This window comes from Arthrobacter sp. 05L44, from assembly GCF_056397605.1.
Genome location: NZ_JBFTNS010000006.1, coordinates 99299 through 123247, shown reverse-complemented (window position 1 = coordinate 123247; position 23949 = coordinate 99299). Strand labels below are relative to the sequence as shown.

Annotated in this window: 24 protein-coding genes; 7 read left to right on the top strand and 17 right to left on the bottom strand. The window is 68.3% G+C overall.

Annotation, left to right across the window (positions count from 1 at the left end; genetic code table 11):
- Position 1: 1 nt before the first annotated feature.
- The 5 genes from AC1DHY_RS12980 to AC1DHY_RS12960 all read right to left on the bottom strand — a co-directional run bounded on the left by AC1DHY_RS12980 (position 2) and on the right by AC1DHY_RS12960 (position 4751).
- Positions 2-820 (bottom strand): HAD family hydrolase, encoded by an 819-nt coding sequence (locus tag AC1DHY_RS12980; RefSeq protein ID WP_476879762.1) that lies wholly within the window; start codon positions 818-820, stop codon positions 2-4.
- Positions 821-875: 55 nt separating this feature from the next.
- Complete coding sequence (locus tag AC1DHY_RS12975; RefSeq protein WP_476879763.1) at positions 876-1373, bottom strand: YbhB/YbcL family Raf kinase inhibitor-like protein; 498 nt, start codon at positions 1371-1373, stop codon at positions 876-878.
- A 59-nt stretch (positions 1374-1432) separates the two neighbouring features.
- The gene (locus AC1DHY_RS12970; RefSeq protein WP_476903736.1) at positions 1433-2389 is read right to left on the bottom strand and encodes a carbohydrate kinase family protein; all 957 of its coding nucleotides are present in this window, start codon (positions 2387-2389) and stop codon (positions 1433-1435) included.
- A 72-nt stretch (positions 2390-2461) separates the two neighbouring features.
- On the bottom strand, positions 2462-3823 hold the full coding sequence (nhaA, locus tag AC1DHY_RS12965; RefSeq protein ID WP_476903735.1) for a Na+/H+ antiporter NhaA: 1362 nt from the start codon (positions 3821-3823) through the stop codon (positions 2462-2464).
- 133 nt (positions 3824-3956) lie between these two features.
- Entirely contained in the window at positions 3957-4751 is a 795-nt protein-coding gene (locus AC1DHY_RS12960; RefSeq protein ID WP_476903742.1) for an alpha/beta hydrolase, read from the bottom strand.
- Positions 4752-4968: 217 nt separating this feature from the next.
- Between AC1DHY_RS12960 and AC1DHY_RS12955 the strand changes: the two genes are divergently transcribed.
- Both AC1DHY_RS12955 and AC1DHY_RS12950 read left to right on the top strand, forming a co-directional pair.
- Positions 4969-6075, top strand: a complete 1107-nt coding sequence (locus tag AC1DHY_RS12955) for a GTP pyrophosphokinase (RefSeq protein WP_476903734.1) — start codon at positions 4969-4971, stop codon at positions 6073-6075.
- 136 nt (positions 6076-6211) lie between these two features.
- Positions 6212-6358: a lmo0937 family membrane protein gene (locus AC1DHY_RS12950; protein WP_354234780.1), complete on the top strand. Its 147-nt coding sequence runs from the start codon at positions 6212-6214 to the stop codon at positions 6356-6358.
- Between the two features lie 117 nt (positions 6359-6475).
- Here the strand turns inward: AC1DHY_RS12950 and AC1DHY_RS12945 are convergent, their stop codons facing one another.
- Positions 6476-6916 carry a protein-tyrosine phosphatase family protein gene (locus tag AC1DHY_RS12945; RefSeq protein ID WP_476880651.1) on the bottom strand — a complete coding sequence of 147 codons (441 nt, stop codon included), beginning with the start codon at positions 6914-6916 and terminating at the stop codon, positions 6476-6478.
- 130 nt (positions 6917-7046) lie between these two features.
- On the opposite strand from AC1DHY_RS12945, the gene AC1DHY_RS12940 reads away from it, so the two are divergent.
- Positions 7047-7340: a DUF4287 domain-containing protein gene (locus AC1DHY_RS12940; RefSeq protein ID WP_476880650.1), complete on the top strand. Its 294-nt coding sequence runs from the start codon at positions 7047-7049 to the stop codon at positions 7338-7340.
- 29 nt (positions 7341-7369) lie between these two features.
- Here the strand turns inward: AC1DHY_RS12940 and AC1DHY_RS12935 are convergent, their stop codons facing one another.
- Entirely contained in the window at positions 7370-8872 is a 1503-nt protein-coding gene (locus AC1DHY_RS12935) for a SulP family inorganic anion transporter (RefSeq protein WP_476903733.1), read from the bottom strand.
- A 272-nt stretch (positions 8873-9144) separates the two neighbouring features.
- Between AC1DHY_RS12935 and AC1DHY_RS12930 the strand changes: the two genes are divergently transcribed.
- Positions 9145-10155, top strand: a complete 1011-nt coding sequence (locus AC1DHY_RS12930; protein WP_476878256.1) for a bile acid:sodium symporter family protein — start codon at positions 9145-9147, stop codon at positions 10153-10155.
- Between the two features lie 19 nt (positions 10156-10174).
- On the opposite strand, the gene deoC is transcribed toward AC1DHY_RS12930, so the two are convergent.
- Genes deoC through AC1DHY_RS12900 form a run of 6 tightly spaced genes read right to left on the bottom strand, consistent with a single transcriptional unit; the run spans position 10175 to position 16834 of the window.
- Positions 10175-10858: a deoxyribose-phosphate aldolase gene (gene deoC / locus AC1DHY_RS12925; protein WP_476878255.1), complete on the bottom strand. Its 684-nt coding sequence runs from the start codon at positions 10856-10858 to the stop codon at positions 10175-10177.
- A gap of 20 nt (positions 10859-10878) precedes the next feature.
- Entirely contained in the window at positions 10879-12870 is a 1992-nt protein-coding gene (locus AC1DHY_RS12920; RefSeq protein ID WP_476878254.1) for an ABC transporter permease/substrate-binding protein, read from the bottom strand.
- Positions 12867-14357: a sugar ABC transporter ATP-binding protein gene (locus AC1DHY_RS12915; RefSeq protein ID WP_476903732.1), complete on the bottom strand. Its 1491-nt coding sequence runs from the start codon at positions 14355-14357 to the stop codon at positions 12867-12869. Before AC1DHY_RS12915 ends, AC1DHY_RS12920 begins: the two co-directional genes overlap by 4 nt.
- A gap of 1 nt (position 14358) precedes the next feature.
- Complete coding sequence (gene rbsD / locus AC1DHY_RS12910) at positions 14359-14763, bottom strand: D-ribose pyranase (RefSeq protein ID WP_476878252.1); 405 nt, start codon at positions 14761-14763, stop codon at positions 14359-14361.
- Positions 14764-14817: 54 nt separating this feature from the next.
- Complete coding sequence (locus AC1DHY_RS12905; RefSeq protein ID WP_476878251.1) at positions 14818-15792, bottom strand: ribokinase; 975 nt, start codon at positions 15790-15792, stop codon at positions 14818-14820.
- A gap of 31 nt (positions 15793-15823) precedes the next feature.
- Positions 15824-16834, bottom strand: a complete 1011-nt coding sequence (locus AC1DHY_RS12900; RefSeq protein ID WP_476878250.1) for a LacI family DNA-binding transcriptional regulator — start codon at positions 16832-16834, stop codon at positions 15824-15826.
- A 397-nt stretch (positions 16835-17231) separates the two neighbouring features.
- On the opposite strand from AC1DHY_RS12900, the gene AC1DHY_RS12895 reads away from it, so the two are divergent.
- Complete coding sequence (locus tag AC1DHY_RS12895) at positions 17232-17762, top strand: SRPBCC family protein (RefSeq protein ID WP_476878249.1); 531 nt, start codon at positions 17232-17234, stop codon at positions 17760-17762.
- Complete coding sequence (locus AC1DHY_RS12890; RefSeq protein ID WP_476878248.1) at positions 17740-18339, top strand: DUF6919 domain-containing protein; 600 nt, start codon at positions 17740-17742, stop codon at positions 18337-18339. Before AC1DHY_RS12895 ends, AC1DHY_RS12890 begins: the two co-directional genes overlap by 23 nt.
- A 2-nt stretch (positions 18340-18341) precedes the next feature.
- On the opposite strand, the gene AC1DHY_RS12885 is transcribed toward AC1DHY_RS12890, so the two are convergent.
- The 4 genes from AC1DHY_RS12885 to AC1DHY_RS12870 all read right to left on the bottom strand — a co-directional run bounded on the left by AC1DHY_RS12885 (position 18342) and on the right by AC1DHY_RS12870 (position 23059).
- The gene (locus tag AC1DHY_RS12885) at positions 18342-18638 is read right to left on the bottom strand and encodes an antibiotic biosynthesis monooxygenase family protein (protein ID WP_476878247.1); all 297 of its coding nucleotides are present in this window, start codon (positions 18636-18638) and stop codon (positions 18342-18344) included.
- Between the two features lie 615 nt (positions 18639-19253).
- The gene (locus AC1DHY_RS12880; protein WP_476903741.1) at positions 19254-20864 is read right to left on the bottom strand and encodes a 5-oxoprolinase subunit B/C family protein; all 1611 of its coding nucleotides are present in this window, start codon (positions 20862-20864) and stop codon (positions 19254-19256) included.
- A 36-nt stretch (positions 20865-20900) separates the two neighbouring features.
- Positions 20901-22238, bottom strand: a complete 1338-nt coding sequence (locus AC1DHY_RS12875) for an MFS transporter (protein WP_476878246.1) — start codon at positions 22236-22238, stop codon at positions 20901-20903.
- 47 nt (positions 22239-22285) lie between these two features.
- Entirely contained in the window at positions 22286-23059 is a 774-nt protein-coding gene (locus AC1DHY_RS12870; RefSeq protein ID WP_476878245.1) for a LamB/YcsF family protein, read from the bottom strand.
- 107 nt (positions 23060-23166) lie between these two features.
- Here AC1DHY_RS12870 and AC1DHY_RS12865 point away from each other — a divergent pair, with 107 nt between their 5' ends.
- Positions 23167-23853: a GntR family transcriptional regulator gene (locus AC1DHY_RS12865; RefSeq protein WP_476878244.1), complete on the top strand. Its 687-nt coding sequence runs from the start codon at positions 23167-23169 to the stop codon at positions 23851-23853.
- Positions 23854-23949: the final 96 nt, after the last annotated feature.

Here is a 23949-nt window from a genome sequence, read left to right as displayed (position 1 = left end):
GTCAGGGAAGACGGACGCCCAGCTCGGCGAGTTTGGCTTCGAGGATCTGGGCCACGCCGTCGTCGTCGAAATGCGGCGCCTGCTGGCCGGCCGCGCGGATGGCCTCCTGGTGGCCGCTGGCCATGGCGTACCCGTCGCCGGCCCAGCGGAGCATTTCGATGTCGTTGGGCATGTCGCCGAACGCCACGACGTCCTGCGCCTGCACGCCCAAGGAAGCCGCGTACTCGGCGAGGGTCACGGCTTTGTTGACGCCGGGCAGCGACAGCTCCAGCAGGGCGACGTTCGGGGCGGAGTGGGTGGCGGCGGCAAGGTGGGCGACTGCGGGGGCAACTTCGGCCAGGAACTCATCCGCCGTCCCCTCCCGGACAATCGCCAGGAACTTTACGACGGCGTCGTCCGCGGTAAGCGTCTCCTGCAACGGCGCCGGGGTGAATTCGGCGAGGAGGGCAGTGGAGCCGGTGCCGAGGAAGCCCGGTTCCAGGTGGAAGCCGGTGAGTGTTTCGGCGGCGAAGAGCGCGCTGGGGCGCAGCTGCTGGATGATCCGGCGGACTTCGAAGACGGCGTCGAGCTCCAAGGCCCGGGAGGAAACCACCCTGTCCGTCTCCAGGTCCCAGACCACAGCCCCGTTGGAGCAGATGACGGTGCCTGTGTGGCCAAGCTGGTCCTGAAGGGGGTGCAGCCAGCGCGGGGGCCGGCCGGTGACGAACACCAGTTCCACCCCGGCGTCGCGGCAGGCGTGGAATGCGCGCACGGTCCGGTCGCTGATTTTTCCGTCGTGGCCGAGGATCGTTCCGTCAATATCACTAGCTACCAGCCGCATAGTGCCAGTCTACGTTGGCCGCGGAGGGGGGCGGGGCTGGTGACGACGGCGGCCGTCAGTGCCGCTCGTAGGTGCCCGTCAGGCTGGCACGGGCCAACGTGTGTGGCCCGAGTTTGGCCTCGAGGCTGGCCGGGGAGGCGCCGGCGTCGAGGCCGGACGTGTCCGTATCCAGGGCGTGCACCGTGATCACGTAGCGGTGCGGGCCGTGTCCCTTGGGCGGGGCGGCCCCCAGGTAGCCAACTTTCCCGCCGTCGTTCCGGAGCTGGAACGCGCCTTGCGGAAGGCCGGCGCCGCGCCGTTCACCGGCCCCGGCGGCCAGGGACGCAGTGCCGGCCGGGATGTCCAGGACGGCCCAGTGCCAGAACCCGCCGCGGCCCGGGGCGTCGGGGTCGAAGACCGTGACGGCGAAGCTCCGGGTTCCGGCCGGCGCGTTGCTCCAGCTCAGGGGCGGTGATTCATCCCTGCCGCCGGGGCCGGTGGCGGCGCCGCGTTGGGCCGGCGGAAGAACCTGCCCGTCGTCGAAGGCATCGCTCCGCAGTGTGAAGGTTTCCATGGCGTCCTCTCCTTACCGGCCGGCTCACCCGTCCCCGGCCCGGGGTCATCCAGTCCCGTCTACCTCTTCAGCGCAGCCCAGTCCGCTTCCATCCGGTTCAGTTCCGTCCGGGTGGGCGGGTTCGCTCCGGCACGGGAGACCGTCACAGCGGCGGCCGCGGCGGCCCGGGCCAGGAGTCCGTGCAGGCTCTCCGCGGAAAGCTCACGCAGGCCCGGGCGGTTCTGCGCCCCGTTCAATCCGCGGTCCACGATGCCGGAGAGCAGCGCCGCCATAAAGGAATCCCCGGCGCCGACGGTGTCCGCAACCTGCACCTTCGGTATCCTGACGTGCGCTTCTCCGGCCGCGTTGACGGCCCACGGCCCGTCGGCCCCGCGGGTGACCACCACCATGGCGGGGCCCTCGGATCCGCCCAGCCGGAGCCAGCGGCGGGCCGAATCGAGCGGGTCCTCGCCGGGGTAGAGCCACTCAAGGTCCTCGTCGGAGGCTTTGACCACATCAGCGAGCGAGGCGAACTTTTCCGCCTGCGCCCGGGCGTAGCCCACGTCGGTGATGATGGTCGGCCGGCAGTTGGGGTCAAAACTGATGGTCATTGACGGATGGGCATGCTCGACGGCGGCCAGGACGTCCGCGGCGCCCGGGGCCAGCATGGTCGCGATCGAACCCGTGTGCAGCAACGTGCTGCCCTGCAGGGTGAACGGCAGCCGGTCCGCGAAGCCGGGGAGCTCCCAGGCGAGGTCGAAGGTGTAGCTCGCGGCGCCGTCGTCGTCGATCAGGGCAGTGGCTACCGACGTCGGCAACTCATCCGGGCCCAGCGGTACCAGCACCGAGCTCGACTTCAGGTGCGCCGCGACGGACTCCCCGTAGGCGTCCCGGCCGTAGCGCCCGATGAACTGCACCGGATGGTCCAGCCGGGCCAGCCCAACCGCCACGTTCAGGGGACTGCCGCCAACATGGGCCTGGATTCCGGAGGAGCGCTGGACAACATCAACCAGGGCCTCACCAATGACTGTGAGCATGCCCATACTCTGCCAGAGAACACGTCCCGGCGCCGCTGTGGTCCGGATCCCGAGCTCCGCCCAGCCCGCTCCCTAGGACTCCGCGGGTCCCTGCTGGTAGACGTCCGGGATCCCGTCGTGGTCCGAGTCGCGCCTCTCCTCTTCCTCTGCCAGCCGGTACTGGCGGTTGCGGGCGCGCAGCACCACGCTCGCCAGCAGTGCGGCCAGCAGGGACGCTGCGAGGATCCCGACCTTGGCGTGGTCGTCGTGGACACTGCCCTGGCCGAAACTGAGCTCGGCAACCAGGAGCGAGACGGTAAAGCCGATGCCCGCAAGAATCGAGACGCCGCCGACGTCGATCCAGGTGAACGAGGTGTCCAGGCGGGCGCGCGTCGCCTTCGTGAGCAGCCAGGTGGTGCCCAGGATGCCGGCCGGTTTGCCCAGCACCAGCGCCAGGATAATCCCGATAGCCACCGGATCCGTCAGCGCAGCACCCAGGCCGCCCCAGCCGCCAACGGCCACGCCCGCCGAGAAAAAGGCAAAGACGGGAACGGCGATGCCCGCGGAGATGGGCCGGAAGCGGTGTTCGAAGATTTCCGAGAGACCCGGACCCGCCTCTGGTCCCCCGCTGGCCCGGGAACGGAGCACCGGAATGGCGAAACCAAGCAGGACGCCAGCCACCGTCGCGTGGATGCCGGACGCGTGCACCAGCACCCACGTGGCCAGGCCGAGGGGCAACAGGATGAGCCACGCCGCGGGAGCTTTTAGCCCGAAGAATCGCCGGTACCGGTGCGCCAGGTAGGTGTAGAGGCCCAGCGGCAGCACGGCCAAAAGAAGAGGTACCGGCTGGATCTCGCTGGAGTAGAACACGGCGATGATGGTGATTGCGATCAGGTCGTCCACAACGGCCAGGGTGAGCAGGAAGATTCGCAGCGCGCTGGGCAGGTGCGAGCCGATGATCGCGAGTACCGCGACGGCGAACGCGATGTCCGTGGCGGTGGGAATGGCCCAGCCGCGCAGAGTCTCCGGGCTGCCGAGGTTGGCGAGGGCGTAGATCACCGCGGGCACCAGGACCCCACCGGCAGCAGCGGCCACCGGAACAACGGACTTGCTGAGCTGGCGCAGGTCGCCCGCCACGAATTCGCGTTTGAGCTCCAGTCCCACCAGGAAGAAGAAAATGGCGAGCAGCCCATCGGCGGCCCACGCGCCGAGGCTGAGCTCCAGATGCCATGGCCCGTAGCCGACAGTGAAGTCGCGGAGCGCGAAGTAGCTCTCCGACGCCGGGGAGTTTGCCCAGATCAGCGCCGCGAGGGCCGCGGCCACCAGAAGCGCGCCGCCGACGGTTTCCTTGCGCAGAATTTCGCCGATGCGCAGGGATTCCGCGTAGCTGCCGCGGCCCAGGATGGTGGCGCCGGGCGGGCCCGGCCTAGCCGCAGAGGGAGGAGTGTGGCTCACGTGGAAGTCCTAATTTTCGGGTCGACAGAACTATGCCGACCAGACTTCCCGGCGCACCTGACTTCAGTCTATGCGAACGCCCGGCCGGGCGCTCCCGGCAATCGGGGCCCCGGGGCAATCCGGGTACTCCGGGCTAGGCCAGGAGCTGCTGTACAAGTTCGCGGCACTTCCGGTAGGCGGGCGTCTTGGTGTCGATGAGCGCGAAGTGGTCGCCGGGGACCTTGAGGAACTGGACGGGAGCGCCGCTTGCCTTTGCCGCGGCCGCGTAAGCCTCCGACTGGCTCATCGGCACCGTGTCATCCTCAGTGGCGTGCACGGCGTAGACGGGGACCCGCAACGGCACCGCCGTCATGGGGTCGGCGTATTTATGCCGTTTGGGGTATCTTTCCGACGAGCCGCCCAGGAAGTTGCTGACGGCGCCGTTACTGAGATCGAGCCGCTCGGCTGCGGCCAGGTTCAGCAGGCCCGACTGGCTCACGACGCCGGTGAGCTGCACCGCTGCGCCGTCGTCCCTGCGTTGCAGCTGGCGGTCAGCATCCGGGGCACCAAGCTGGCACAGCCGGCTCCGGCCCGCCGCCCACACCGCCAGGTGGCCGCCGGCGGAGTGGCCCAGTGCCACGACGCGCTCCAGGTCTAGGCTGTGTTCCCCGGCGACGTCGCGAAGCTTGTCGATCCCCGCGAGCACGTCCTCGAAAGTGTTCGGCCAGCCGCCGCCGTTGCCGGCCCGGCGGTACTCCAGGTTCCAGGCCGCCAGTCCGTGGGCGGCGAGGTCCCTGGCCAACGGTTCGCCGAGTTCGGCACCGTACTGCGAGCGCCAGTAACCGCCGTGGATCACCACCACCACACCCCTCGGCTCGGCCGCCTCCGGGAGGAAAAGTTCTCCCCACTGGCTTGGGTCGTCACCATAGTGGTACTTCTGCCGCTTCACTGTGTCCTCCTTGGGGCCCGGTGAACAGGCGGCGACCGTCCCCAGAGTCACCGCCGCTGCAGCCACGAAGAGATCCCGACGCCGCACTTCAGACATGTGCAGAGCCTACCTTGGGCGCCGCCCGGCACCGCCGAAGGCCCTCGCCGCGGTCGAAACACCGCAGTTCCGACGGCGGGCTGCCGGCCGCGCTGTCACACCCGCGCCGTAAGCTAGGCCCATGGCTAGCAACTGGGACCGCCTGGACCCCGCGCTGCGCGAATCCGTGCAGGAAAACGTGGAACTCTACGAGCGGGTTCGTCCTGCCCTGAAACTCGTCACCCGCGAGGTGCTGCTGACCCTCCGGGCAATGCTCAAGGGCACCGAGGTGACACCGCTGTTCGTCACCGGCCGCACCAAAACCGTGGAATCCTTCCGCGAGAAGATCTCCCGGACCGAGAAGCCACTGGAGCCGGGCGGCCCGCCCGTCCTGAAGTTCCCGGACCCGTTCCGCACGCTCAATGACATGGTGGGCATCCGGGTTATCACCAAGCTGCCGGCGGAAAACGCCGTGGTGGCCAACCTGATCAAGCGCCAGCGCCAGCTGTTCGACTGCCGCGGCGACCGCGAAAAGGACATCGGATCGATCGAATCCGGCACCTACGGGTACTCCAGCCGGCACCTGATCCTACGGACCATCCAGAACGACGCCGTGAAGGCCTACCAGCAGGTGTTCAACCCGGACGTGCAGCCCAACGGCAGCTACTTCTTCGAGTGCCAGATCCGGACCGTCTTCGCGCACGCCTGGAGCGAGATTGAGCACGACATCCGGTTCAAGGCCGAAGATCCGCGGGCCTGGACCCCGCAGTTCGACCGGCAGTTCACCGCCACCGCGGCGATGCTCGAGACCGTCGAAAGCGCCTTCGCCGACCTGAACGAGCGGTACGAGGAGGTCCGGGGCTACTGGGACATGGACGGGGAGGGCGCCGCCCAGCTCACACCCAACCGCATCCGAGATGTCTGGCGGACCCTGCTGCCGCACGTGGACCGAAAAGTCGACGACGACTGGGGCTGGGCTGCGGAGCTGATGGCGGCGCACGGGCTGAACCAGACCGTGCAGCTTGCCGGCCTGCTCAGCGCCAACCGCATCACCGAGGTCCGCCGGGCGCTGGACCACCGCTACTCCCCCGGCCCGGACCGGCTCCTGGATGATCTGCTGCTGTGGCAGTACGGCACCACCCACATCGACCTCACCGCCGAACCCGCCGACGCCGTGCCCCATCCCCGGCGCGACAGCCTGCTGCGCCGGCTCAAACAGATCGAGCGGTACCGGCTGACCCAGGGGTAGGCGCGCCGGTGTACATCGCACGAATCTGGTGGAAAATTAAGGACAGCAGGCTTAGTATTTCTTGCAAGCGGTCCTTTGGACCGGGACATAAACCAGTATCAAAAAAATTTCATCCCCCAGAACAAAGGAAACCGCAATGTTGCTTTGGATAGCCATCATTCTCGCCGTTCTTTGGCTCCTCGGCCTGCTCGGCAGCATCGGCGGCGGGTTCATTCACCTGCTTTTGGTCATCGCCGTCGTTGTCCTGATTTTCCACTTCATCCGCGGCCGATCCCGCGCTTAGCTACGGCACACTGGTTGCCCCGGCAACCACCGTCCGCGGAGCGTGCAGCTCCGCGGACGGCTGCCCCATCTTCAGGGGCCCCTCCCCGGGCGGCGGAGCCCGGGAACGGGTTGGGCGTTAGGGTTCGACGCCGGTAAAGCCCGCCACGTAGCGCCGCTGCCAGAGAGTCTCCACGGCAGCGCGCCGGTAGTTACTCCGCACAAACTCGACCGCCTCGGCGGCCGGGACGCCGTCCAGGACCGCGATGCAGGCCAGCGCGGTGCCTGTTCTTCCCCGGCCGGCCCAGCAGGCCACCTCCACCCGCTCGGTTGCCGCACGGCGCCATGCTTCGCGGAAAGCATCGAGGGCGTCGTCGCCGTCGGACGGGATGCGCAGGTCCCGCCAGCGCACCCACCGGTACTCCCAGCCCACGGGACGCGGACGACGCCCCAGCAGGTACAACGCGAATTCGGGCCGCGGTCCCGGCGGAAACGGCGCCAACAGCCCCCGGCCGCGGATCAAGCGTCCGGACGGAAGACTGAGCACGCCGGGTTGGCCCGGCTCCCATGTCTGCGCCATAGTCCCGAGCGTAGCCGGTCGGCGAACCAGGTAGAAGGATTCCAGATTAGGGCCGGAAGGGTCTGGCGGGGGCGGGATCCGGTGCCTAGAGTGGCCCGGAACTCCACGCTCCGCTGAAGGGAATCCAAGGATGTCATTCCAGGCGTACCTCGACACCATCGAAGACAGGACGGGCCTGACGCCACGTCAGCTCCTTGAGCTCGCGCGGAGGAAGGGGTTTTCCGGGACCTCCGCGCAGGCGGGCGAGATCCTCGACTGGCTGCGCGCGGATTACGGGCTGGGCCGCGGCCACGGCATGGCTTTGGTCCACGTCATCCGGCAAGGCCCGGGGATCAGCAGCAAACACGTCGGGACCACCGGCGCGCACAGCGACGAATCCAACACCCTGTGGCTCGACGGCAAGGCGACCAAGCCGGCGTCCTAGCCCGGCGGGGCCGCCCGGCTAGTGCCCTGCTAGTGCCCGGCGCCGAGCTTCCCGGCCAGGCGTTCGCGCATCAGGCTGCTGGCGTCGTTGAGTCCGACTACCGTCACGTCCTTGCCTTGCTGGCGGTACTTCGCGGTGATGGCGTCAAGCGTCGCGATGGTTGAGGCGTCCCACAGATGCGAGCCGTGCAGGTCGATCACCACGTCCTGCGGGTCAAGGGCATAGTCGAACTGGGTGTAGAGATCGTTGGAGGAGGCGAAGAACAGTTCGCCGTCGACGACGTAGGTGGCTCTCTCCCGCCCGTCGACGGAACTCTCGGTGCGCTCCACCGTCACGAAATGCGCCACCCGCCGGGCGAACATGACCATTGCGACAAGGACGCCGACGCCGACGCCGATCGCCAGGTTATGGGTGGCGACGGTGACGATGACGGTGGCGGCCATCACCCCGGTCTCGCTCTTGGGCATCAGCACCAGGGTGCGCGGCCGGATGCTGTGCCAGTCGAAGGTGGCCACGGAGACGAAGATCATCACGGCCACGAGCGCCGCCATCGGAATGACCGAGACGGCGTCGCCGAGGGCCACCACAAGGACCAGCAGGAACAGGCCGGCCAGGAACGTGGAGATCCGGGTGCGGGCGCCGGAGGCCTTGACGTTGATCATGGTCTGGCCGATCATCGCGCAGCCGCCCATACCGCCGAAGAATCCGGTGACGATGTTGGCCACGCCCTGGCCCCAGGCCTCGCGGGTCTTGGGCGACCGGGTGTCGGTGATGTCGTCGACCAGTTTGGCCGTCATCAGTGATTCGAGCAGGCCGACGAAAGCCATGGCGAGGGCGAAGGGAAAAATGACCCCGAGCGTGTCGAGGGTGAACGGAACGTCGGGGAGCAACAGCGCCGGCAAGGAGTCCGGGAGCTCGCCCTTGTCGCCCACCGTGGGAACCGTGATGCCGGCAAGGACCGTGATCAGCGTCAGCACCACGATGGCCACGAGCGGTGCGGGTACTGCCCTCGTCAGCCGGGGCAGGCCAAAAACAATACCCAGGCCGAGCGCCGTCAGCGGGTACACCAGCCACGGGACACCCAGCAGTTCCGGCACCTGGGACATAAAGATCAGGATCGCCAGCGCGTTCACAAAGCCCACCATGACCGAGCGCGGAATGAAGCGCATCAGCCTGGCCACGCCGGCGAGCCCCAGGACTACTTGGAACAGGCCGGCCAGGATCACGGCGGCGACGAGGTAATCGACGCCGTGGGACTTCACCAGCGGGGCGGTGACAAGGGCCACGGCGCCGGTGGCAGCCGAGATCATTGCGGGACGCCCGCCCACGATGGCGATGGTGACTGCCATGGTGAAGGACGCGAACAGGCCGATCCGCGGATCGACGCCGGCGATGACCGAAAAGGCAATCGCCTCCGGGATCAGGGCCAGGGCCACGACCAGGCCGCCCAGGACTTCGGTCTTCAGCCGCCGCGGGGACAGCAGGGCGCCCCGGACCGACTGGCGTTGCTCGGGGGTTAACTCGGGGGTCAATACGGCGGGTAGGGCGGCCACGACTGGCTCCGTTCTGGCTGGGAGGGACGCAGCACCGCGCCGAAGGTTTGAGGGGGAAGCGCGTCGACCGGCGTCGCGGCGGGTCTCTAAAGTGCGCTCAGGAAATGCCTGCAAGGGGGCATGCCGGCGGGTTCAAGACTACAGCCGGGCACGCAGCGCCCCGTCGCCCGGCTAGGTCAAAAGTCTGACATAATCCCGCCCGGGCAGTCACGAACTGGCTCCGGGCACGCCGCCGGTGGCACCATGCTTGGATGCTTGAGGCAACCAAATCATCTCAGTCCGCGCCGGAGCCCCGCACTGACGCGGACGGCCCGGCGAACGCCGCCCTCGCCGCCGAGGCCAGAATCGCCCGCATTGCGGTCACCATTTTCCCGCTGCTCGTGGTGGTCGCCGGGGTCGCCGGTTTCCTGCTTCCGGGGGCCTTCAAACCGCTGGCGCCGAGCGTGCCGTACCTGCTCGGCATCATCATGTTCTGCATGGGCCTGACCCTCACCCCGCCCGACTTCGCCTCGGTCGCCCGGCGCCCCTGGGCCGTGGTGCTGGGCATCGTGGCGCACTACGTGATCATGCCCGGCGCCGGGTGGCTGATCGCGCAAGCGCTGCACCTCGAGCCGGAGCTCGCTGTCGGGCTGATCCTGGTGGGCTGCGCGCCGTCCGGCACCGCGTCGAACGTCATGGCCTTCCTTGCCAAGGGCGACGTCGCCCTGTCCGTGGCGGTCGCGTCCGTCTCCACGCTCCTGGCGCCGATCGTCACGCCGCTGCTGGTGCTCTTCCTCGCCGGATCGTACCTGCAGATCGACGCCGCCGGGATGGTCCTGGACATCGTCAAGACCGTCCTGCTGCCCGTGGTCGCCGGCCTGTTGGCCCGGCTGTTCCTGAAGAAGGTCGTCGCCAAGGTCCTCCCCGCCCTGCCGTGGGCGTCCGCCGTCGTGATTTCGCTGATCGTGGCGGTCGTGGTGGCCGGCAGCGCCAACAAGATCGTCGCCGCCGGCGGCATCGTCTTCCTGGCCGTTGTGCTGCACAACGGCTTCGGCCTCGGCCTGGGCTACCTGGCCGGCAAGCTCGGCCGCCTCGACGACAAGGCGCGCCGCGCCCTCGCCTTCGAGGTGGGAATGCAGAACTCGGGGCTGGCAGCCACCCTGGCGACGGCACATTTCAGCCCGCTGGCCGCGCTGCCGTCCGCCGTCTTCTCGCTGTGGCACAACATCTCCGGCGCGATTGTGGCCGCGTGGCTGGCCCGGCGCCCGCTGCAGGACGCGTAGCACCGGGCCAGGCGCCGGCCTAGTACCCGGTGCTGCGGCCGCCGCCGAGGACCTCGGCGGTTCCGGAGAGCCCCAGCCGGGTGGCGCCGGCCGCGACCATGGCCTGCGCAGCAGCCCAGTCCCGGATGCCGCCGGAGGCTTTTACGCCCAGGCGCGGAGCCACTGTTCGTGCCATCAGCTCGACGGCATGGGTGGTGGCCCCGCCGTCGAGGTGGAAGCCCGTGGAGGTCTTGACGAAGTCCGCCCCGCTGGCTTCGGCGGCCTCGCAGCAGCGGATGATCTGCTCATCGGTCAGTGCGGCTGTTTCCAGGATGACCTTCAGCACCGTTGGCGCAGGCACGGCCTCCCGTACAGCCCGGATATCCTGTGCGACGGCGTCGTAGTCACCGGCCCGGACGGCCCCGACGTCGATGACCATGTCGATCTCGTCCGCGCCGTTGCGCACCGCCTCGCCGGCCTCGGCCGCCTTGACGCTGCTGTGGTGCTTGCCAGACGGGAAGCCGCACACCGCGGTGACGCGGGTGGCGGCGGTGCCGGGCAGCGGGAGCATCGACGGCGAGACGCAGACCGAGTAAGCCCCCAACCGCGCGGCCTCGGCGGCCGCCTCCGCTGCTTCGGCGCGGGTTCCGGTGGATTGCAGGAAGGTGTGGTCCACGATCGCGGCCAGGCCGGACGCATCCAGCGACGCATTCAGGTCAGTCATGATTCTCCTCGGAGGTGGGGCTACTTGCAGGTGGCGGTGTCGCCGATGCCGCGCAGGTACGAGCAGAACCCGTCGACGCCGCTGCGGGTAACGAGCTTGCCCTGCAGGACCCGGGATTCCTCGACCTTCTCGCCGCTGGCCACGGCGTGGCCGATCTTTACGACCTCCTGGCCGAGGGCAAACGGGGACTCGGCGTTCGTGGCGTACATCTCGCCGCTCTTGACGGCGGCGAGGGCGTCGCCGATGCCGTCATTGCCCACGATCTTGATCGAGGACAGCAGGCCGCGCGACTTCACGGCGGCCACCGCCCCGAGTGCCATTTCATCGTTCGCGCCGTAGATGCCGGTGATGCCGGGGTTGGCCTGGAGGATGTTGGTGGTCACATCCAGGGCCTTGCCGCGATCGAAGTCCGCTGACTGCACGGCGACAACCTGCACGCCCGGGCATTCCTTCATGCCGGCTTTGAACCCGGCGGACCGGTCCCGTGCAACGCTCGTGCCAAGGAGGCCCTGCAGCTCGGCGACTTTGCCGGTTCCGCCGACGGCCTCGCAGAGTGCCTTTGCGCCGTTCTTGCCGGCCTGGACTGCGTCGTAGCCGATGAACGCGGCCAGTTTGCCCTGATCGGGTGCCCGGTCAAAGGCGACCACCGGCACATTGGCCTGGTTGGCCTTGACCGTGATCGAGCCGCCGGCTTCGCTGGAGGTCGGGTCGAGGAGCAGGACCCCGGGCTTCTTGACCAGCGCGGTGGTGGCCTGGTTCAGCGATGCGGTGTCGTTGTTGTTGGCGTTCTGCACGTCGAGGTTGACGCCGAGCTTCGCGGCCTGGTCCTTGGCGCCGTCGCCCACGGAGACGAAGAACGGATTGTTCAGCGTCGAGATGACCAGGGTGGCGCTCTTCGCGCGGTTGTCCCCGCCGCCGTTGTCCGCCGAGCGGAAAGCGGTGGTGACCCCGGCTCCGACCACCAGGAGGCCGACGACGGCGAGCATGGCGACCTTCGGGAGGAGCGGCGCGGGCGAGCCGGTGTCCGCAGCGGACGCCGCCGTCGTCGTGCCCGTCTTCGCCGGGCCTGCGCGGAAGATGCGCATCAGCACTCCCGAGTTCCGGTCCACGAAGACGGCCAGCAGGATCACGGCGCCCTTGACGACGCTCTGCAGGAACGGGGAAACGTTGAGCAGGTTCAGCCCATTATCGATCATCGCCAACAGGACCGCGCCGACGAGGGTGCCGAGCAGGGCGCCGCGGCCGCCGGAGAGGCTGGTGCCGCCGATGATCACCGCGGCGATGGCGGCGAGTTCCAGGCCGGTGCCCGCGGTGGGCTGCGCGGTTCCAAGACGGGCGGTAAGGATAAAGCCGGCGGTCGCGGCGAGGACACCGGAGATCATAAAGGCCGTGATCTTGACCCGGTCCGTGCTGATGCCGGCGAGGCGGGCGGCGTCGGCGTTATCGCCGGTGGCGTACAGTTCCCGGCCGTAGCGGGTGCGGGCCAGGATGTAGCCGAACAGCACGCCAAGGACCAGCATGATCCAGATCGGAGTGGGGATTCCCAGGAGGCTGCCTTGGCCGAGGGCCAGGAACGCGTCACTGGTCACCTTGACCGGGTTGCCCTGGGAGAACTGCAAGGTAAGCCCGGCGAAGATGGACATGGTTGCCAGGGTCGCGATGAACGAGGGCATCTTGGCCTTGGTGACCAGCAGGCCGTTGATCAGGCCCGCCAGGGCGCCGACCGCGAGGCCCGCGGCCAGACCGGCCACCACACCGTACTGGCTGATAACGCTGGCGGTGGTGATCGCGGTGAAGCCGAGGACCGCACCGACGGAAAGGTCAATCTCCGCAAGGATGATCACGTATGTCTGGCCGGCGGCGATCAGGGCCACAACGGCTGCGGTGAGGAGGACGTTGAGCATGTTGGACGGCTGCAGGAACAGCGGTGTGGCGAAGACCAGGGCGATCGCTACGAACGCGAGCATCCAGACCGCACGCAGCTGGTCGTTGAAGAGGGATATTTTTTTCATCGGGATACGGTCTCCATTGCGTGTTCCAGGACGGACTGCTGGGTGAGGGCGTCGGAGGCCAGTTCAGCGTTGATGCTGCCTCCGCGCATGACCAGCACCCGGTCCGACATTTCGACTAGTTCGGGAAGGTCTGATGAGACAAGGACGACGGCGACGCCCTGGGCGGCGACGTCATTGATGATGGAGTAGATCTCGGCCTTGGCGCCCACATCAACGCCGCGGGTGGGCTCTTCCATCAGGAGGATGGCAGGGTTGCCCAGCAGGCAGCGGGCGAGCAGCACCTTCTGCTGGTTGCCACCGGACAGGGTTCCGACGGGGTCATCGATGGTGTTGCATTTGACGCTCAGCCGGGTCGAGATCTCCTGGCACCGCTCCCGCTCCCGTTTCAGCGCCACGATCCCGTTCCGGGTGATGGCACCGAGGGTAGCCAGGGATTCGTTGTGCGAAATGGGCTGCGCCAGGGTCAGGCCCTCCGCCTGGCGGTCCGGGGTCAGGTAGGCCACACCGGCGCTGATGGCGTGCCGGGGCGAGGCCAGGCTCAGCGGCTTGCCGTCGATGCTGACGGTGCCCGCCGCGTTGACCAGTCCAAACAGGGCACGCAGGACCTCGCCTTTTCCGCTGCCCATCACGCCGCCGATGCCGAGGACCTCGCCGGCCCGGACCTGGAAGGAGACACCGTTGACGCCGGCGGCTTCGAGGTCCCGGACGTCCAGCCGGACCCGCTCGGTTCCGTGGTGCTCCTTCGGATAGAAGTTCTCCACTTCGCCGCCCACCATGGCTGCCACGACGGCGGCCTCGGTCAGTTCCGCGGCGGTGCCGGTTTTGGACACGCGGCCGTCCCGCATCACAACAATCCGGTCGGACAGCGCGAAGACCTCCGGGAGGCGGTGGCTGATGTAAATCACGGCCACGCCGGCGGCCTGGATCTTGCGCACCTGCGCGAACAAGAGCTCGGATTCGCGGTCATCGAGGGCCGCCGTGGGTTCGTCGAGGATGAGCAGCTTCACTGAGTGGTTGAGGCAGCGGGCCAGCTGCACAAGCTGTTGCTGGCCGAAGCTGAGGCTCCCCACCGGACGCCGGGTGTCGACGTCGATCCCCACCTGGCTGAGCAACTCGGCGGCGCGGGCGTGCATCTTGTCCTTGTTGACGAACAGCTTCCCGAACTCGCCGGTGCCGTCATGGGCGAAGATGTTCGAGGCGACGTCCAGCTGCGGGAACAGGTTGTTCTTAAGTTCCTGGTAGATGACCTGGATACCGGCCGCCATGGCGTCCTGCGGACCGCCGAATTTCCGCGCCTGGCCGTCGATGGTGATTTCGCCGGAATCGGGCTGGTAGGCGCCGGCGATGATCCGGGTCAGGGTGGACTTCCCTGCCCCGTTCTCCCCAACGAGGGAGACAATCTCGCCCGGTTCAATGGTGAGGTCCACACCGCGCAGTACCCGGTTGGGGCCGAAGGATTTGGTGATGCCGCTGAGGGTGAGAGTCATGTCAGTACACCACCCCGGCGATGAGGATGACGTTGGCGTAGGAGGTGAACTCGCCGGAGCGGACGGCGGCCTTGGAGTTCCTGGTCCGCTGCTTGAAGTCCGTGTGCGGGACCAGTTCCAGTGGGATTCCGTGGCTTTCGAGCCGTTCCGTGAGGGCCGCGAGGAGCTCGGGGCTGTGCTCGGCGATTTCCGAGGCCGCAATGGCCCCTTCCGCCTCGACTTCGGCCAGGACGACGTCCAGGCATTCAAGGAACCGCGGGACGTTGGCTGTCAAAGCCAGGTCGATCCGTTCCACTCCGGCCGGGATGGGCAGGCCGGCGTCAGTGACCACCAGTTCGTCGGTATGACCCAGTTCCGAGATGACCCGGGCGAGGGATGCGTTGAGGGTACCGCTGTTTTTGCGCATGGTTGCTCCACTGCGTTGTAGAGGGATGGGACGTTGGTGGGGTGGTCGCGCCGGCTAGCGGGCGGCGGCGGCCTGCCCGGCGAGGAAGGTGTCGATGGCTTCGCGCCGGGGAAGGCTGGGACTGGCTCCGGCCACGGTGACGGCCAGCGCGCCGCCGGCCATGGCGCGCCGGAGGGCGTCGTCCCAGTCCAGACCCTCGGCCAGGGCGCTGCCCAGGACACCGGCGAAGGCGTCGCCGGCCGCCGTCGTGTCCACGGCGGTAACCCGGAAGGGTTCCTGCACGGTGACCGTGGTGCTGACGGCGCCGGTCCGTTCGACGACGACGGCGCCCGCGCCGGCCAGCGTGATGACTGCACGGTGCACGCCGCGGTCCGTGAACCACCGGCCGGCCGCCGTGGCGGATGCGTGGTCCGTGACCTCGATGCCGGTGATCAGCCTGGCTTCGGTCTCATTCGGCGTGACGATGTCAACGTGCTGCCAGAAGTCCGGGTCGAGCCCTGCCGCCGGCGCCGGGGCGGGGTCCAGGATGACGGTGATGCCGCGGGCCTTGCATCCGCGCGCAGCTTCGAGCGCCGATTCGTGCGGGATCTCCAGCTGGATCAGGGCGACTGCGGACTGCTGTCCGGGCTGCTCGAGGGTTTCCCGGATGTGCGCGGGGCTGAGCCGGGAGTTGGCGAGCGGGATCATCACGATGTCGTTTTCGGCCGAGGAGTCCACGCGGATGTGTGCGATGCCGGTGGGGCCTTCGGTGCGGAGGACGTTGGAGGTGTCGATGCGTTCCTCGGCCAGCGTTCCGAGGACCAGCTCGCTGAAGCCGTCGTTTCCGACACTGCCGACCAGCGAGACCTGGCTTCCGGCGCGTGCCGCAGCCAGTGCCTGGTTGGCGCCCTTGCCGCCGAGCACCATTGTGAACGAGTTGCCGAGCACCGTTTCGCCTGGCTGCGGCAGGCGGTCACTGAAGCTGGTCAGGTCGCAGGTGATGCTGCCGATCACCAGTACGTTCCCGTTTCCGGGCGCAGTTGTTGTCATGGGATTCCTTAAGCAGGGGTCAGGTGGGGTGTCAGTGGGAGGGCGGAGCGGCGCAGGACTGCCGGATGGTCAGGCTCACCGGAAGGACCTTGTGCTCCAGCGGGGGCTGGATGGGTCTGCCGAAGTGTTCGATCCGGGCGAGCAGCAGGTCTGCGGCGGCATGGCCCTCGGCGATGGCGGGCCGTGAGATGACGGTGACCGGCGCCGGGAGGAGCTCCGCCAGGTCGAAATCGTCAAAGCAAAGGAAGGACAGCTGCCCGGGAATGGAAACGCCGGCCGCGTGCAGCGAGAGCAGGGCGCCCTGGGCCATGGTGTTGTTTCCCACGAAGAGGGCGGTGATTCCGGTGGGGTCCTCGATCAGTTCCTGGGCGGCGCGGCGGCCGAAGTCGCGGCTGAACTCCCCGATCTTGATGGCCTCCGCGGGCACCTGGATGCCGGCGTCGGCCAGGGTCTGCAGGAAGACTTCGTGCCGGACACGTCCGGGGACGGTGTCCTGGCGGCCGCTGATGATGCCGAACCGGCGGTGCCCCAGGGACAGGAAGTATTCCGCGGCTGCCTTGGCGCCGCTGGCGTTGTCGACGTGGACCAGGTCAAAGCCGGGGTCCTCGCCCACGGTGCGGTCGATGAGGACCACCGGCTTGTTGAGGCCGGAGAGCATACTGCGCGTGTTCTCGCCCTCCTCGGCCGGAACGATCGCAACGGCGTCGACCGCCTCCACGAGGTTTCCCAGCAGTTCCGCTTCGGCGCTGGACTGCTCATCGCTGCTGGCAACGATGATCCGGAACCCCTGTGTCATGGCCCTTTCCTCGATGCCCCGGACCAGGGTAGCGAAGTAGGGGTTGGAGATATCAGGAACAATGACGGCAATGCTGTGGTGCTTGCCCAGGCGCAGGCCGCGGGCGCTGGCGTTCGGCCGGTACCCGAGATCGGCGATGGCCTGCCGGATGGCGTCGGCGCTCCGGACGTTTTCCCCCGCGAGCATGCGGGAGACGCTTGCAATGGAGACGCCGGCGAGCTTTGCCACGTCATGGATGTTCGCCACGGGTGCACTCTCCTTTGAGTCGGCCAGCTGGGCGGGTCCGGCACGTCACGGCCGGGGTGGGACAGCCGGTTGTGAATCCAATCACGCCGGCTTTGCAATACTGTAAACGTTTTCAGTTAGCAGCACAAGAGCCGGTTTTCTGCCGGCTCAGCCCAACACCGCGGGTAACTCCTTGGTAAACGCCAGCGGGCGCGGAGAACGGTCTGACGGCGATGGTCAGCTCGCCGTCCTTCCTGGCGGCCTCCTCAACCGGGGCGGCGGCCATGTTCCGTTGCAAGATCTTCCGGTTCTGTTACCGAAGATTGCCCCGCGTGACGCGAGGGGACGGAATTGTGCGCCGCCGACCCGGCCCTCGCCTAGCCTGCATAGAAGACGGCAGACGATTGGGGGGCGCAAGGTGTCACTGACGACGCGCGGGACAACGCATCAGCTGGCCATTGACGCCCCCGGCGACCTGGTCTTCGGCGTGTTGCGCGACGCCTCGCACTGGCCCTACCTGGATGGTCTCACCATCTATTCCGAGCACGTCAGTGGCGACGAGTGGGAACACGAATTGAGGATCTCCGTCGTGGCGAACGGCGCCCTCAGTTCAAGTCACTGCCGCCGGCTCTTGGATCCGGGCCGGCTGCGGATCCTCTTTGAGCAGGCGCGGCCCGAGGCCCCGCTGGTGCGGCTGGCCGGCGGCTTGGCAGTGACGCGCGGCGCCGACGACGAGGCCGGCCTTGCAGTGGTCACGCTAAGTCACGAGTATGAAGTTGAGGACGGTGCGGCGGATCTCTCCTCCTGGATCCACCGCAGTATTGACGATTACGGCCAGCGGGAACTTGCCGCCCTCAAACTCAGTTGCGAACGGCTCGCGGTTTTGTTGCGGCAGCATTCCGGTGGCCGGGAAGTGGAAGTGGCCCATGGACGACCAGTACACAACTGAACGGGACGGCTTTGGCAGGCTGCTCGCCGACCGGCAGGTCTGGCGGCAGGCCACCACCATCCCTGCGGCCGGGGAACTGACCGCGCGCTGGCTCGAGGGCAGGAGCCAGTACCAGCCGGGGACTTTCACCGCCGGCATCGACGCGGAAACGGAGCCGATCGCCGACCAACTCGCGGTATTGAACCGCAGCGGCCTGTTCACCAAGGAGTCGCAGCCCGGCCTTCGCGAGGGCGGCAACACCCAGCGCGCTTATGTCACCGGCTACTGCGCCCCGGAGTCGGCCGGCCGCCTGCTGGAACTCTCATCCCGGACCGAGCTGGTGACCGTGGGGCACGCCCCGGGCGAGATGAGCCGCGCCTCAATCCCCGTGACGCTGCGGGACACGGAGATCGTCACGGTTTTGGGCACCAGCGAAAGCCCGATCGAGGCAGACCAGCTCCAGGACTGGTCGGCCGAGGCCAACGAATCGCTGGCCCTGGTGCTCGCGGAGTCCTGGTATGTCGAGGTTTTCGACCCGGTCTGGGGGCGCGACGACGTCCTGCTGGACGCGGTGCTCGACGCCCTCACCGCGGGGTAAGCTCAGCCGATTCCGGCAGCCTCGTCCAGGGTGCGGGCCTCGAAGTGTTCGAGCATCTCCCGCATGGCCTCGACGCCCTGCGTAAAGGTGTCCGACGCCCGCCACTGCTCAATCTGTTCCAATGACTCCCAGGGGCCGGTGCTGATGAAACGGTTCCGCACATCCCGGTCATGCATCAGCACAGCCTTGGCGTGGGGGTAGTCCTCCTGGGTCTTCCGTGCCAGATCGCGCCAGGCCTGCACAAAATCGTTCTCGCGTCCCGGGTGGACCAGCCAGATTCCAAGTGTGTAGACAGACATGGCTGCCGCCTCCATTCTCCGTACGGGGTTGATACCGGCGATTATGAACCCGCCGCAAAGGAGCCGGTAGGGCCGGACTGCCCGGCGGGGCGGGGCGGGGGTGGCGGGGCGGTGGGGTGTGCCGTGCGTGCGACGGGGGCGGCGTGGCGACATGCCCATCGGTGGTCGTCAGGAATGGACATGCTCGTCGGTTAACTTCAGCGACGACGGGCATGTGCATCGAACGTCAGCAGGAATGGACATGCTCAATGGTGGTCCGCGAGCGTGGGCATGCTCAACGACGATCTTCCCGAAGGATGGGCATGCTCGTTGTTAGTCGAGGCCGCTGGACATGCCCATCAGTGCCCGTCAGGAGTGGACATGCTCGTCCGGGCGCACCGAGAAAGACGGACATGCCCAGTCTTCGAGCCCAAGGATGGACATAGTTGCGTTATGTCCATTGGTCGGCGCGAACGTTGAGCATGTCCGATGGGTGCTCCCGGGGACGGGCATGTCCCGAGGTGGGGCCGGGACTCCTCCGGCACGCGCGCCAAAGCCTGCCGGGCAACGGCCTCCGCAGTCGCACCAGGTCCAAGACCCACGAGTCGTCACGCCCTCGCCAGCCCCGACCAACCCTCAAAGGACCTCGGTGCGGTCCGCCCACCTGAAGCGAATGGTCCCACCGATCGGCACCTGCGCGGCGAGGTCCAGTTGCGAGTCGACGACGACGGCGATCACCGGGTAGCCGCCCGTGATCGGATGGTCGGCCAGGAACAAAACGGGCAGGCCTTCGGGCGGAACCTGCAGGGCGCCGGAGACGGTCCCCTCGCTGGCCAGTTCCCCGTCGCGGGCGCGCTGAAGCGGAGTCCCGTCCAGGCGCATCCCCACCCGGTTGGACTGCGGCTTGACCTGCCACTCCTGGCCGGTCAGGGAATCCAGCGCCGCCTGATCGAACCAGTCCGCGCGCGGGCCCGGCACGACATCCAGGACTGTCACCCCGGAGCCGGGAAAGTCCGGCTGCAGTTCGGGGTCGCCGACGACGCCGGATTCGGCACCGCTTCCGGCCGCGAGGAAGCCGCCGGCAGCCAGCGGGTCGGGACCGATCCCTGACATGGTGTCGGTGGACCGGCTGCCGAGGACCGGGGCTGCGTCCACCCCGCCCCGCACTGCGAGGTAGCTGCGGAAGCCTGCCTCCGGCACACCCACGGTGAGGGTTTCGCCGTCGAGCAGGACAAACGGGGCGGCCATCGGGACGGTGCGGCGGCCAGGCTCGTCTTCCGAGACGTCCGGTGTGGTGATGACCAGTTCGGAGGGTGCCCCGGCGACGGCCAGGACCTGGTCACCGACAGCTTGCACCCTCAGTCCGCCGGCCACGGTTTCGATCGCCGCGGCCGACGGCGTGTTCCCAACGAGCCTGTTGGCGCGGCGCAGTGACGCCCGGTCGAGGGCGCCCGACGCGGAAACGCCGAGGCCGGAGTGGCCGTGCCGTCCGAGGTCCTGGATCAGGCTCTGCAGGCCGGGTGAGACGATCCGGAGCCCGGCCCCTGCCTCCGACTCGGCGCGCTCGGGCCGCGGAGCCGCCGCCAGCGGGACGGTCTCCCGGACGGGCCGGAACTGGATCCGCGTACCCGGGGCGGCGAGGGCAGGCTGCTCCCGGTCGAGGTCCCACATCCGCGCGGAGGTGTGGCCGATCAGCTGCCAGCCCCCGGGCGAGCGGCGGGGGTAGACCGCCGAATAGGTTCCGGCCAGCGCCACGGAGCCTGCAGGCACTGCGGTTCGGGGCGAACTGCGGCGCGGAACCTCCAGAGTGTTGTCCTCCCCCACGAGGTATCCGAAGCCGGGCGCGAAGCCGGCGAAGGCTACGGTCCACTGCTGGCGTGTGTGTGCGGCGATCACGCCATCGACCCCAAGGCCGGTCAGCTTCCCCACTTCGGTGAGGTCCTCGCCGTCGTACACGGTGTCGATAACAACCAGGCTGCCATCGCGCTGCACCGGATCGGTGAGGTCGAGCTGCAGCAGCTGCGCGCCGATCCGGCGGGCGGCGGAGGGCGAGTCGGCCGTGACCATCACGGTCCGGGCTGCGGCCAGGACGTCCACCTGGCCCGGCAGCGGGTGCTCCAAAAGCAGCGCTTGCAGCGCCAGTACGCCCTCGGTACCGGTCAGCTCGGCCAGCACCGCGCGGGTGCCCACCGCCCGCACCGACTCCACTTTGTGCCCGGATGCCCCCCGCGCCACCCCCGGCTCCATCCCTGCGTCCATGATTACCCCCGCCATTTCCCGCACCTAGGCGCGCGTACCCTGCAGCAGTCGCTCTTCCTCGCTGGACTGCGGGTTCCGGCCAATCGCCAGTCCCACCACCGTCACTACCGCGGACAGCGCGAGGTAGCCGGCGATCAGGAACCAGTTCCCGGTGGCGGCGAAGAGTGCGGTGAAGACCAGCGGGGCAATGGCGCCGCCAATCACTCCGGCGAGGGTGTAGGCCAGCGAGCTGCCGGCGTAGCGCAGCCGGGCGGGGAACTGCTCGGTGATGAAGGCGGCCTGCGGGCCGTACATAAATGCGTGCAGGGCCAGGCCGATCACGACGCCGATGGTCAGGACAGCCACCGATTTGCCCTGGATCATCAGGAAGAAGAGCGGAATGTAGATGGCGGTGGCGACGGCGGCGAGGCCGTAAACGAGGCGCCGGTTGAACCGGTCCGTCAGCGCGCCGGCGGCCGGGATCAGGGCCAGCTGGAATGCCGAGCCGATCAGAATGGCGCCCAGGACGTTGCCGGTGGTCATCCCGAGCTGCTTGGTGGCGTAGAGGGCGACGAAGACGGTGAACAGGGAGTACAGCACGTCCGGGCAGATCCGCGAGAGGGCGGCCGCCACCAGGGCGCGCGGTTCCCTGGTGAAGACTTCCTTCAACGGTGCTTTGGGGGCTTCGCCGTGGGCCTGGATGGCTTTGAAGACCGGGGTTTCTTCGAGCCGGAGCCGGATCAGGAGGCCGAAGACCACCAGCAGTGCGGAGGCAAGGAAGGCCACGCGCCAGCCCCAGGACAGGAAGGCCTCGTTGCTGAGGGTCGCCGCGAGCAGGGCCAGGACGCCGTTGGCCATGAGGTTGCCTGCCGGTGGCCCGATCTGGGCGGCCGAGGACCAGAACCCGCGCTTCCGGGCATCCCCGAATTCGCTGGAGAGCAGGACGGCTCCGCCCCATTCGCCGCCGACGCCGATGCCCTGGGCCAGGCGCAGCAGCACCAGGATGGCCGGGGCGGCGACGCCGATGGCCGAGTAGTCAGGCAGCACGCCGATGAGCACTGTGGCTACGCCGATCAGCATCAGCGTGACAACGAGGACATGCTTGCGGCCGATCCGGTCGCCGAGCCGGCCGAAGATCACGCCGCCGATGGGTCGGGCCAGATAGCCGACGGCGAAGGTCGAGAAGGACAGCAGCAGTCCCACCAACTCGTCGCCTACCGGGAAGAAGATCTTGGGAAAAATCAGGGCCGAGGCGACCGAGTAGATCGCAAAGTCGTAGTACTCCAGCGAGGTGCCGGTGAGGCTCGCGATGTAGGCCTTGAGGGCGCCGGGCGGCAGGTTCCTTTTGGCGGCGGCCGGAGCGGCCTGGTGTGGTGTGGTCATGATGGTCCTCCAAATTTCGGTGCGGCGCCGTTGCCGGACGGGTGAGGTTAGACGAAGGGGGCGGTGCCGATCCCGGCAGCTTCGAGCGCCTCCCGGACGGCGGCCGCCATCGCGACGGCTCCCGGGGAGTCGCCGTGGACACAGATGCTCTCCGCGCGGATCTTCAGGATGGAGCCGTCGACGGTGCGGACCGCCGAATCGGCGGCCATCCGCAGGACGTGTTCGGTGACTTCGGCATGGTTGTGAAGCACGGCGCCGGGCAGCGTGCGGGAAACCAGGGTGCCGTCCGGGTTGTAGGCGCGGTCGGCAAAGGCTTCCGTGACAGCGCGCAGCCCGGCAGCCTCGGCCAGGCGGAGCACTTCGGAGCCCGGCAGGCCCAGGATGGGCAGGCCCGGGTCGACGGACCTGACGGCGTCGACGACGGCCTTCGCCTGCGCGGTGTGCGCCACGATCGCGTTGTACAGGCCGCCGTGCGGCTTCACGTAGGTGACTGTGCCGCCTTCTGCGGCGGCCAGGGCCTGCAGCGCGCCGATCTGGTACACGACGTCGTCCGCCAGTTCTATGGGGTCGATGTCGAGGAAGCGGCGGCCGAACCCGGCTAGGTCGCGGTAGCCGACGTGGGCGCCGATCCGGACTCCGGCGGCTACGGCTTCCCTGCACGTCCGGCGGATGACGCTAGGGTCGCCGGCGTGGAATCCGCAGGCCACGTTGGCGCTCGAAACGGACCGGAACATGGCGGAGTCGTCGCCGATGCTCCAGCGGCCGTAGGACTCGCCGACGTCGCTGTTCAGGTCGATGGTGGTCGTCCCGGTAGTGCCCATTCGTGATCCTCGTCTCAGTGTGGTGCTCCTACTAGGATGCCCCATTGTGTTGGATTGTTCAACAATCCGACGATTCACCTGAAGAACAATCGTGTAGATTCGGCACTATGAGCACACCCGACGCCGCCCCGCAGGCCCTGGCAGCGGCGGCCCGGCTGCGGATCGCCGTCCCGTCCGTGGCGGATCGGGTCGCGGCCGAACTCCGGCAGCAGCTGGCCGACGGCGTACTGCTCCCGGGCGCCCGGCTCACCGAGTCGACCATCGCGGAGGACCTCGGTGTCTCGCGCAACACCGTCCGCGAGGCTTTTGCTGAACTGGCCGCCGAGCGTCTTGTGGTCCGGCAGCCCAACCGCGGCGTCTTCGTGGCCAGCCTTGCCCCCGGCGACATCCACGACGTCTACACGGTGCGGCGCGCCATCGAGGTCGCAGCCCTCCGCGGCGGCGGCAGCCCAGAGCGGGTGGCTGCGGTCCGCGCCGCCGTCGACGAGGGCCGCGCCGCCGCGGCAGCCGACGACGAGGAAGGCCTGGGCACCGCAAACCAGCACTTCCACAAGGCAATCGTCGCCCTGGCCGGCAGCCGGCGCTTGGACACGATCATGTCCCAGGTCCTCGCCGAAATGCGGCTGTTCTTCCACAAGGCCACGGTGGACGCGCACTTCTACCGCAGCTACCTCGACGACAATGAGCTGATCTGCACCGCCCTGGAGGCGGGCGACACGGCCCGGGCCGCGGACCTGCTGCTGGCCTACCTCGACCGCTCGGAGCAAAAGCAGAGCGCGGTCCACGGCGCCTGACTTTCCCGGGCCGCGGGTCTGCCGAAACGGATTTGGCCTCGCGACGCGCAAAATACCTGTCGCACCGGAAATACCCGCGGCGCTGGGCAATATCCG

Bases quoted from the DNA above. Each gene is read 5' to 3' on its own strand.
- AC1DHY_RS12980 (WP_476879762.1), bottom strand. From the start codon at position 820: ATGCGGCTGGTAGCTAGTGATATTGACGGAACGATCCTCGGCCACGAC.
- AC1DHY_RS12975 (WP_476879763.1), bottom strand. From the start codon at position 1,373: ATGGAAACCTTCACACTGCGGAGCGATGCCTTCGACGACGGGCAGGTT.
- AC1DHY_RS12970 (WP_476903736.1), bottom strand. From the start codon at position 2,389: ATGCTCACAGTCATTGGTGAGGCCCTGGTTGATGTTGTCCAGCGCTCC.
- AC1DHY_RS12955 (WP_476903734.1), top strand. From the start codon at position 4,969: ATGGCTAGCAACTGGGACCGCCTGGACCCCGCGCTGCGCGAATCCGTG.
- AC1DHY_RS12950 (WP_354234780.1), top strand. From the start codon at position 6,212: ATGTTGCTTTGGATAGCCATCATTCTCGCCGTTCTTTGGCTCCTCGGC.
- AC1DHY_RS12945 (WP_476880651.1), bottom strand. From the start codon at position 6,916: ATGGCGCAGACATGGGAGCCGGGCCAACCCGGCGTGCTCAGTCTTCCG.
- AC1DHY_RS12940 (WP_476880650.1), top strand. From the start codon at position 7,047: ATGTCATTCCAGGCGTACCTCGACACCATCGAAGACAGGACGGGCCTG.
- AC1DHY_RS12930 (WP_476878256.1), top strand. From the start codon at position 9,145: ATGCTTGAGGCAACCAAATCATCTCAGTCCGCGCCGGAGCCCCGCACT.
- deoC (WP_476878255.1), bottom strand. From the start codon at position 10,858: ATGACTGACCTGAATGCGTCGCTGGATGCGTCCGGCCTGGCCGCGATC.
- AC1DHY_RS12920 (WP_476878254.1), bottom strand. From the start codon at position 12,870: ATGAAAAAAATATCCCTCTTCAACGACCAGCTGCGTGCGGTCTGGATG.
- AC1DHY_RS12915 (WP_476903732.1), bottom strand. From the start codon at position 14,357: ATGACTCTCACCCTCAGCGGCATCACCAAATCCTTCGGCCCCAACCGG.
- rbsD (WP_476878252.1), bottom strand. From the start codon at position 14,763: ATGCGCAAAAACAGCGGTACCCTCAACGCATCCCTCGCCCGGGTCATC.
- AC1DHY_RS12905 (WP_476878251.1), bottom strand. From the start codon at position 15,792: ATGACAACAACTGCGCCCGGAAACGGGAACGTACTGGTGATCGGCAGC.
- AC1DHY_RS12890 (WP_476878248.1), top strand. From the start codon at position 17,740: ATGGACGACCAGTACACAACTGAACGGGACGGCTTTGGCAGGCTGCTC.
- AC1DHY_RS12885 (WP_476878247.1), bottom strand. From the start codon at position 18,638: ATGTCTGTCTACACACTTGGAATCTGGCTGGTCCACCCGGGACGCGAG.
- AC1DHY_RS12880 (WP_476903741.1), bottom strand. From the start codon at position 20,864: ATGGAGCCGGGGGTGGCGCGGGGGGCATCCGGGCACAAAGTGGAGTCG.
- AC1DHY_RS12875 (WP_476878246.1), bottom strand. From the start codon at position 22,238: ATGACCACACCACACCAGGCCGCTCCGGCCGCCGCCAAAAGGAACCTG.
- AC1DHY_RS12870 (WP_476878245.1), bottom strand. From the start codon at position 23,059: ATGGGCACTACCGGGACGACCACCATCGACCTGAACAGCGACGTCGGC.
- AC1DHY_RS12865 (WP_476878244.1), top strand. From the start codon at position 23,167: ATGAGCACACCCGACGCCGCCCCGCAGGCCCTGGCAGCGGCGGCCCGG.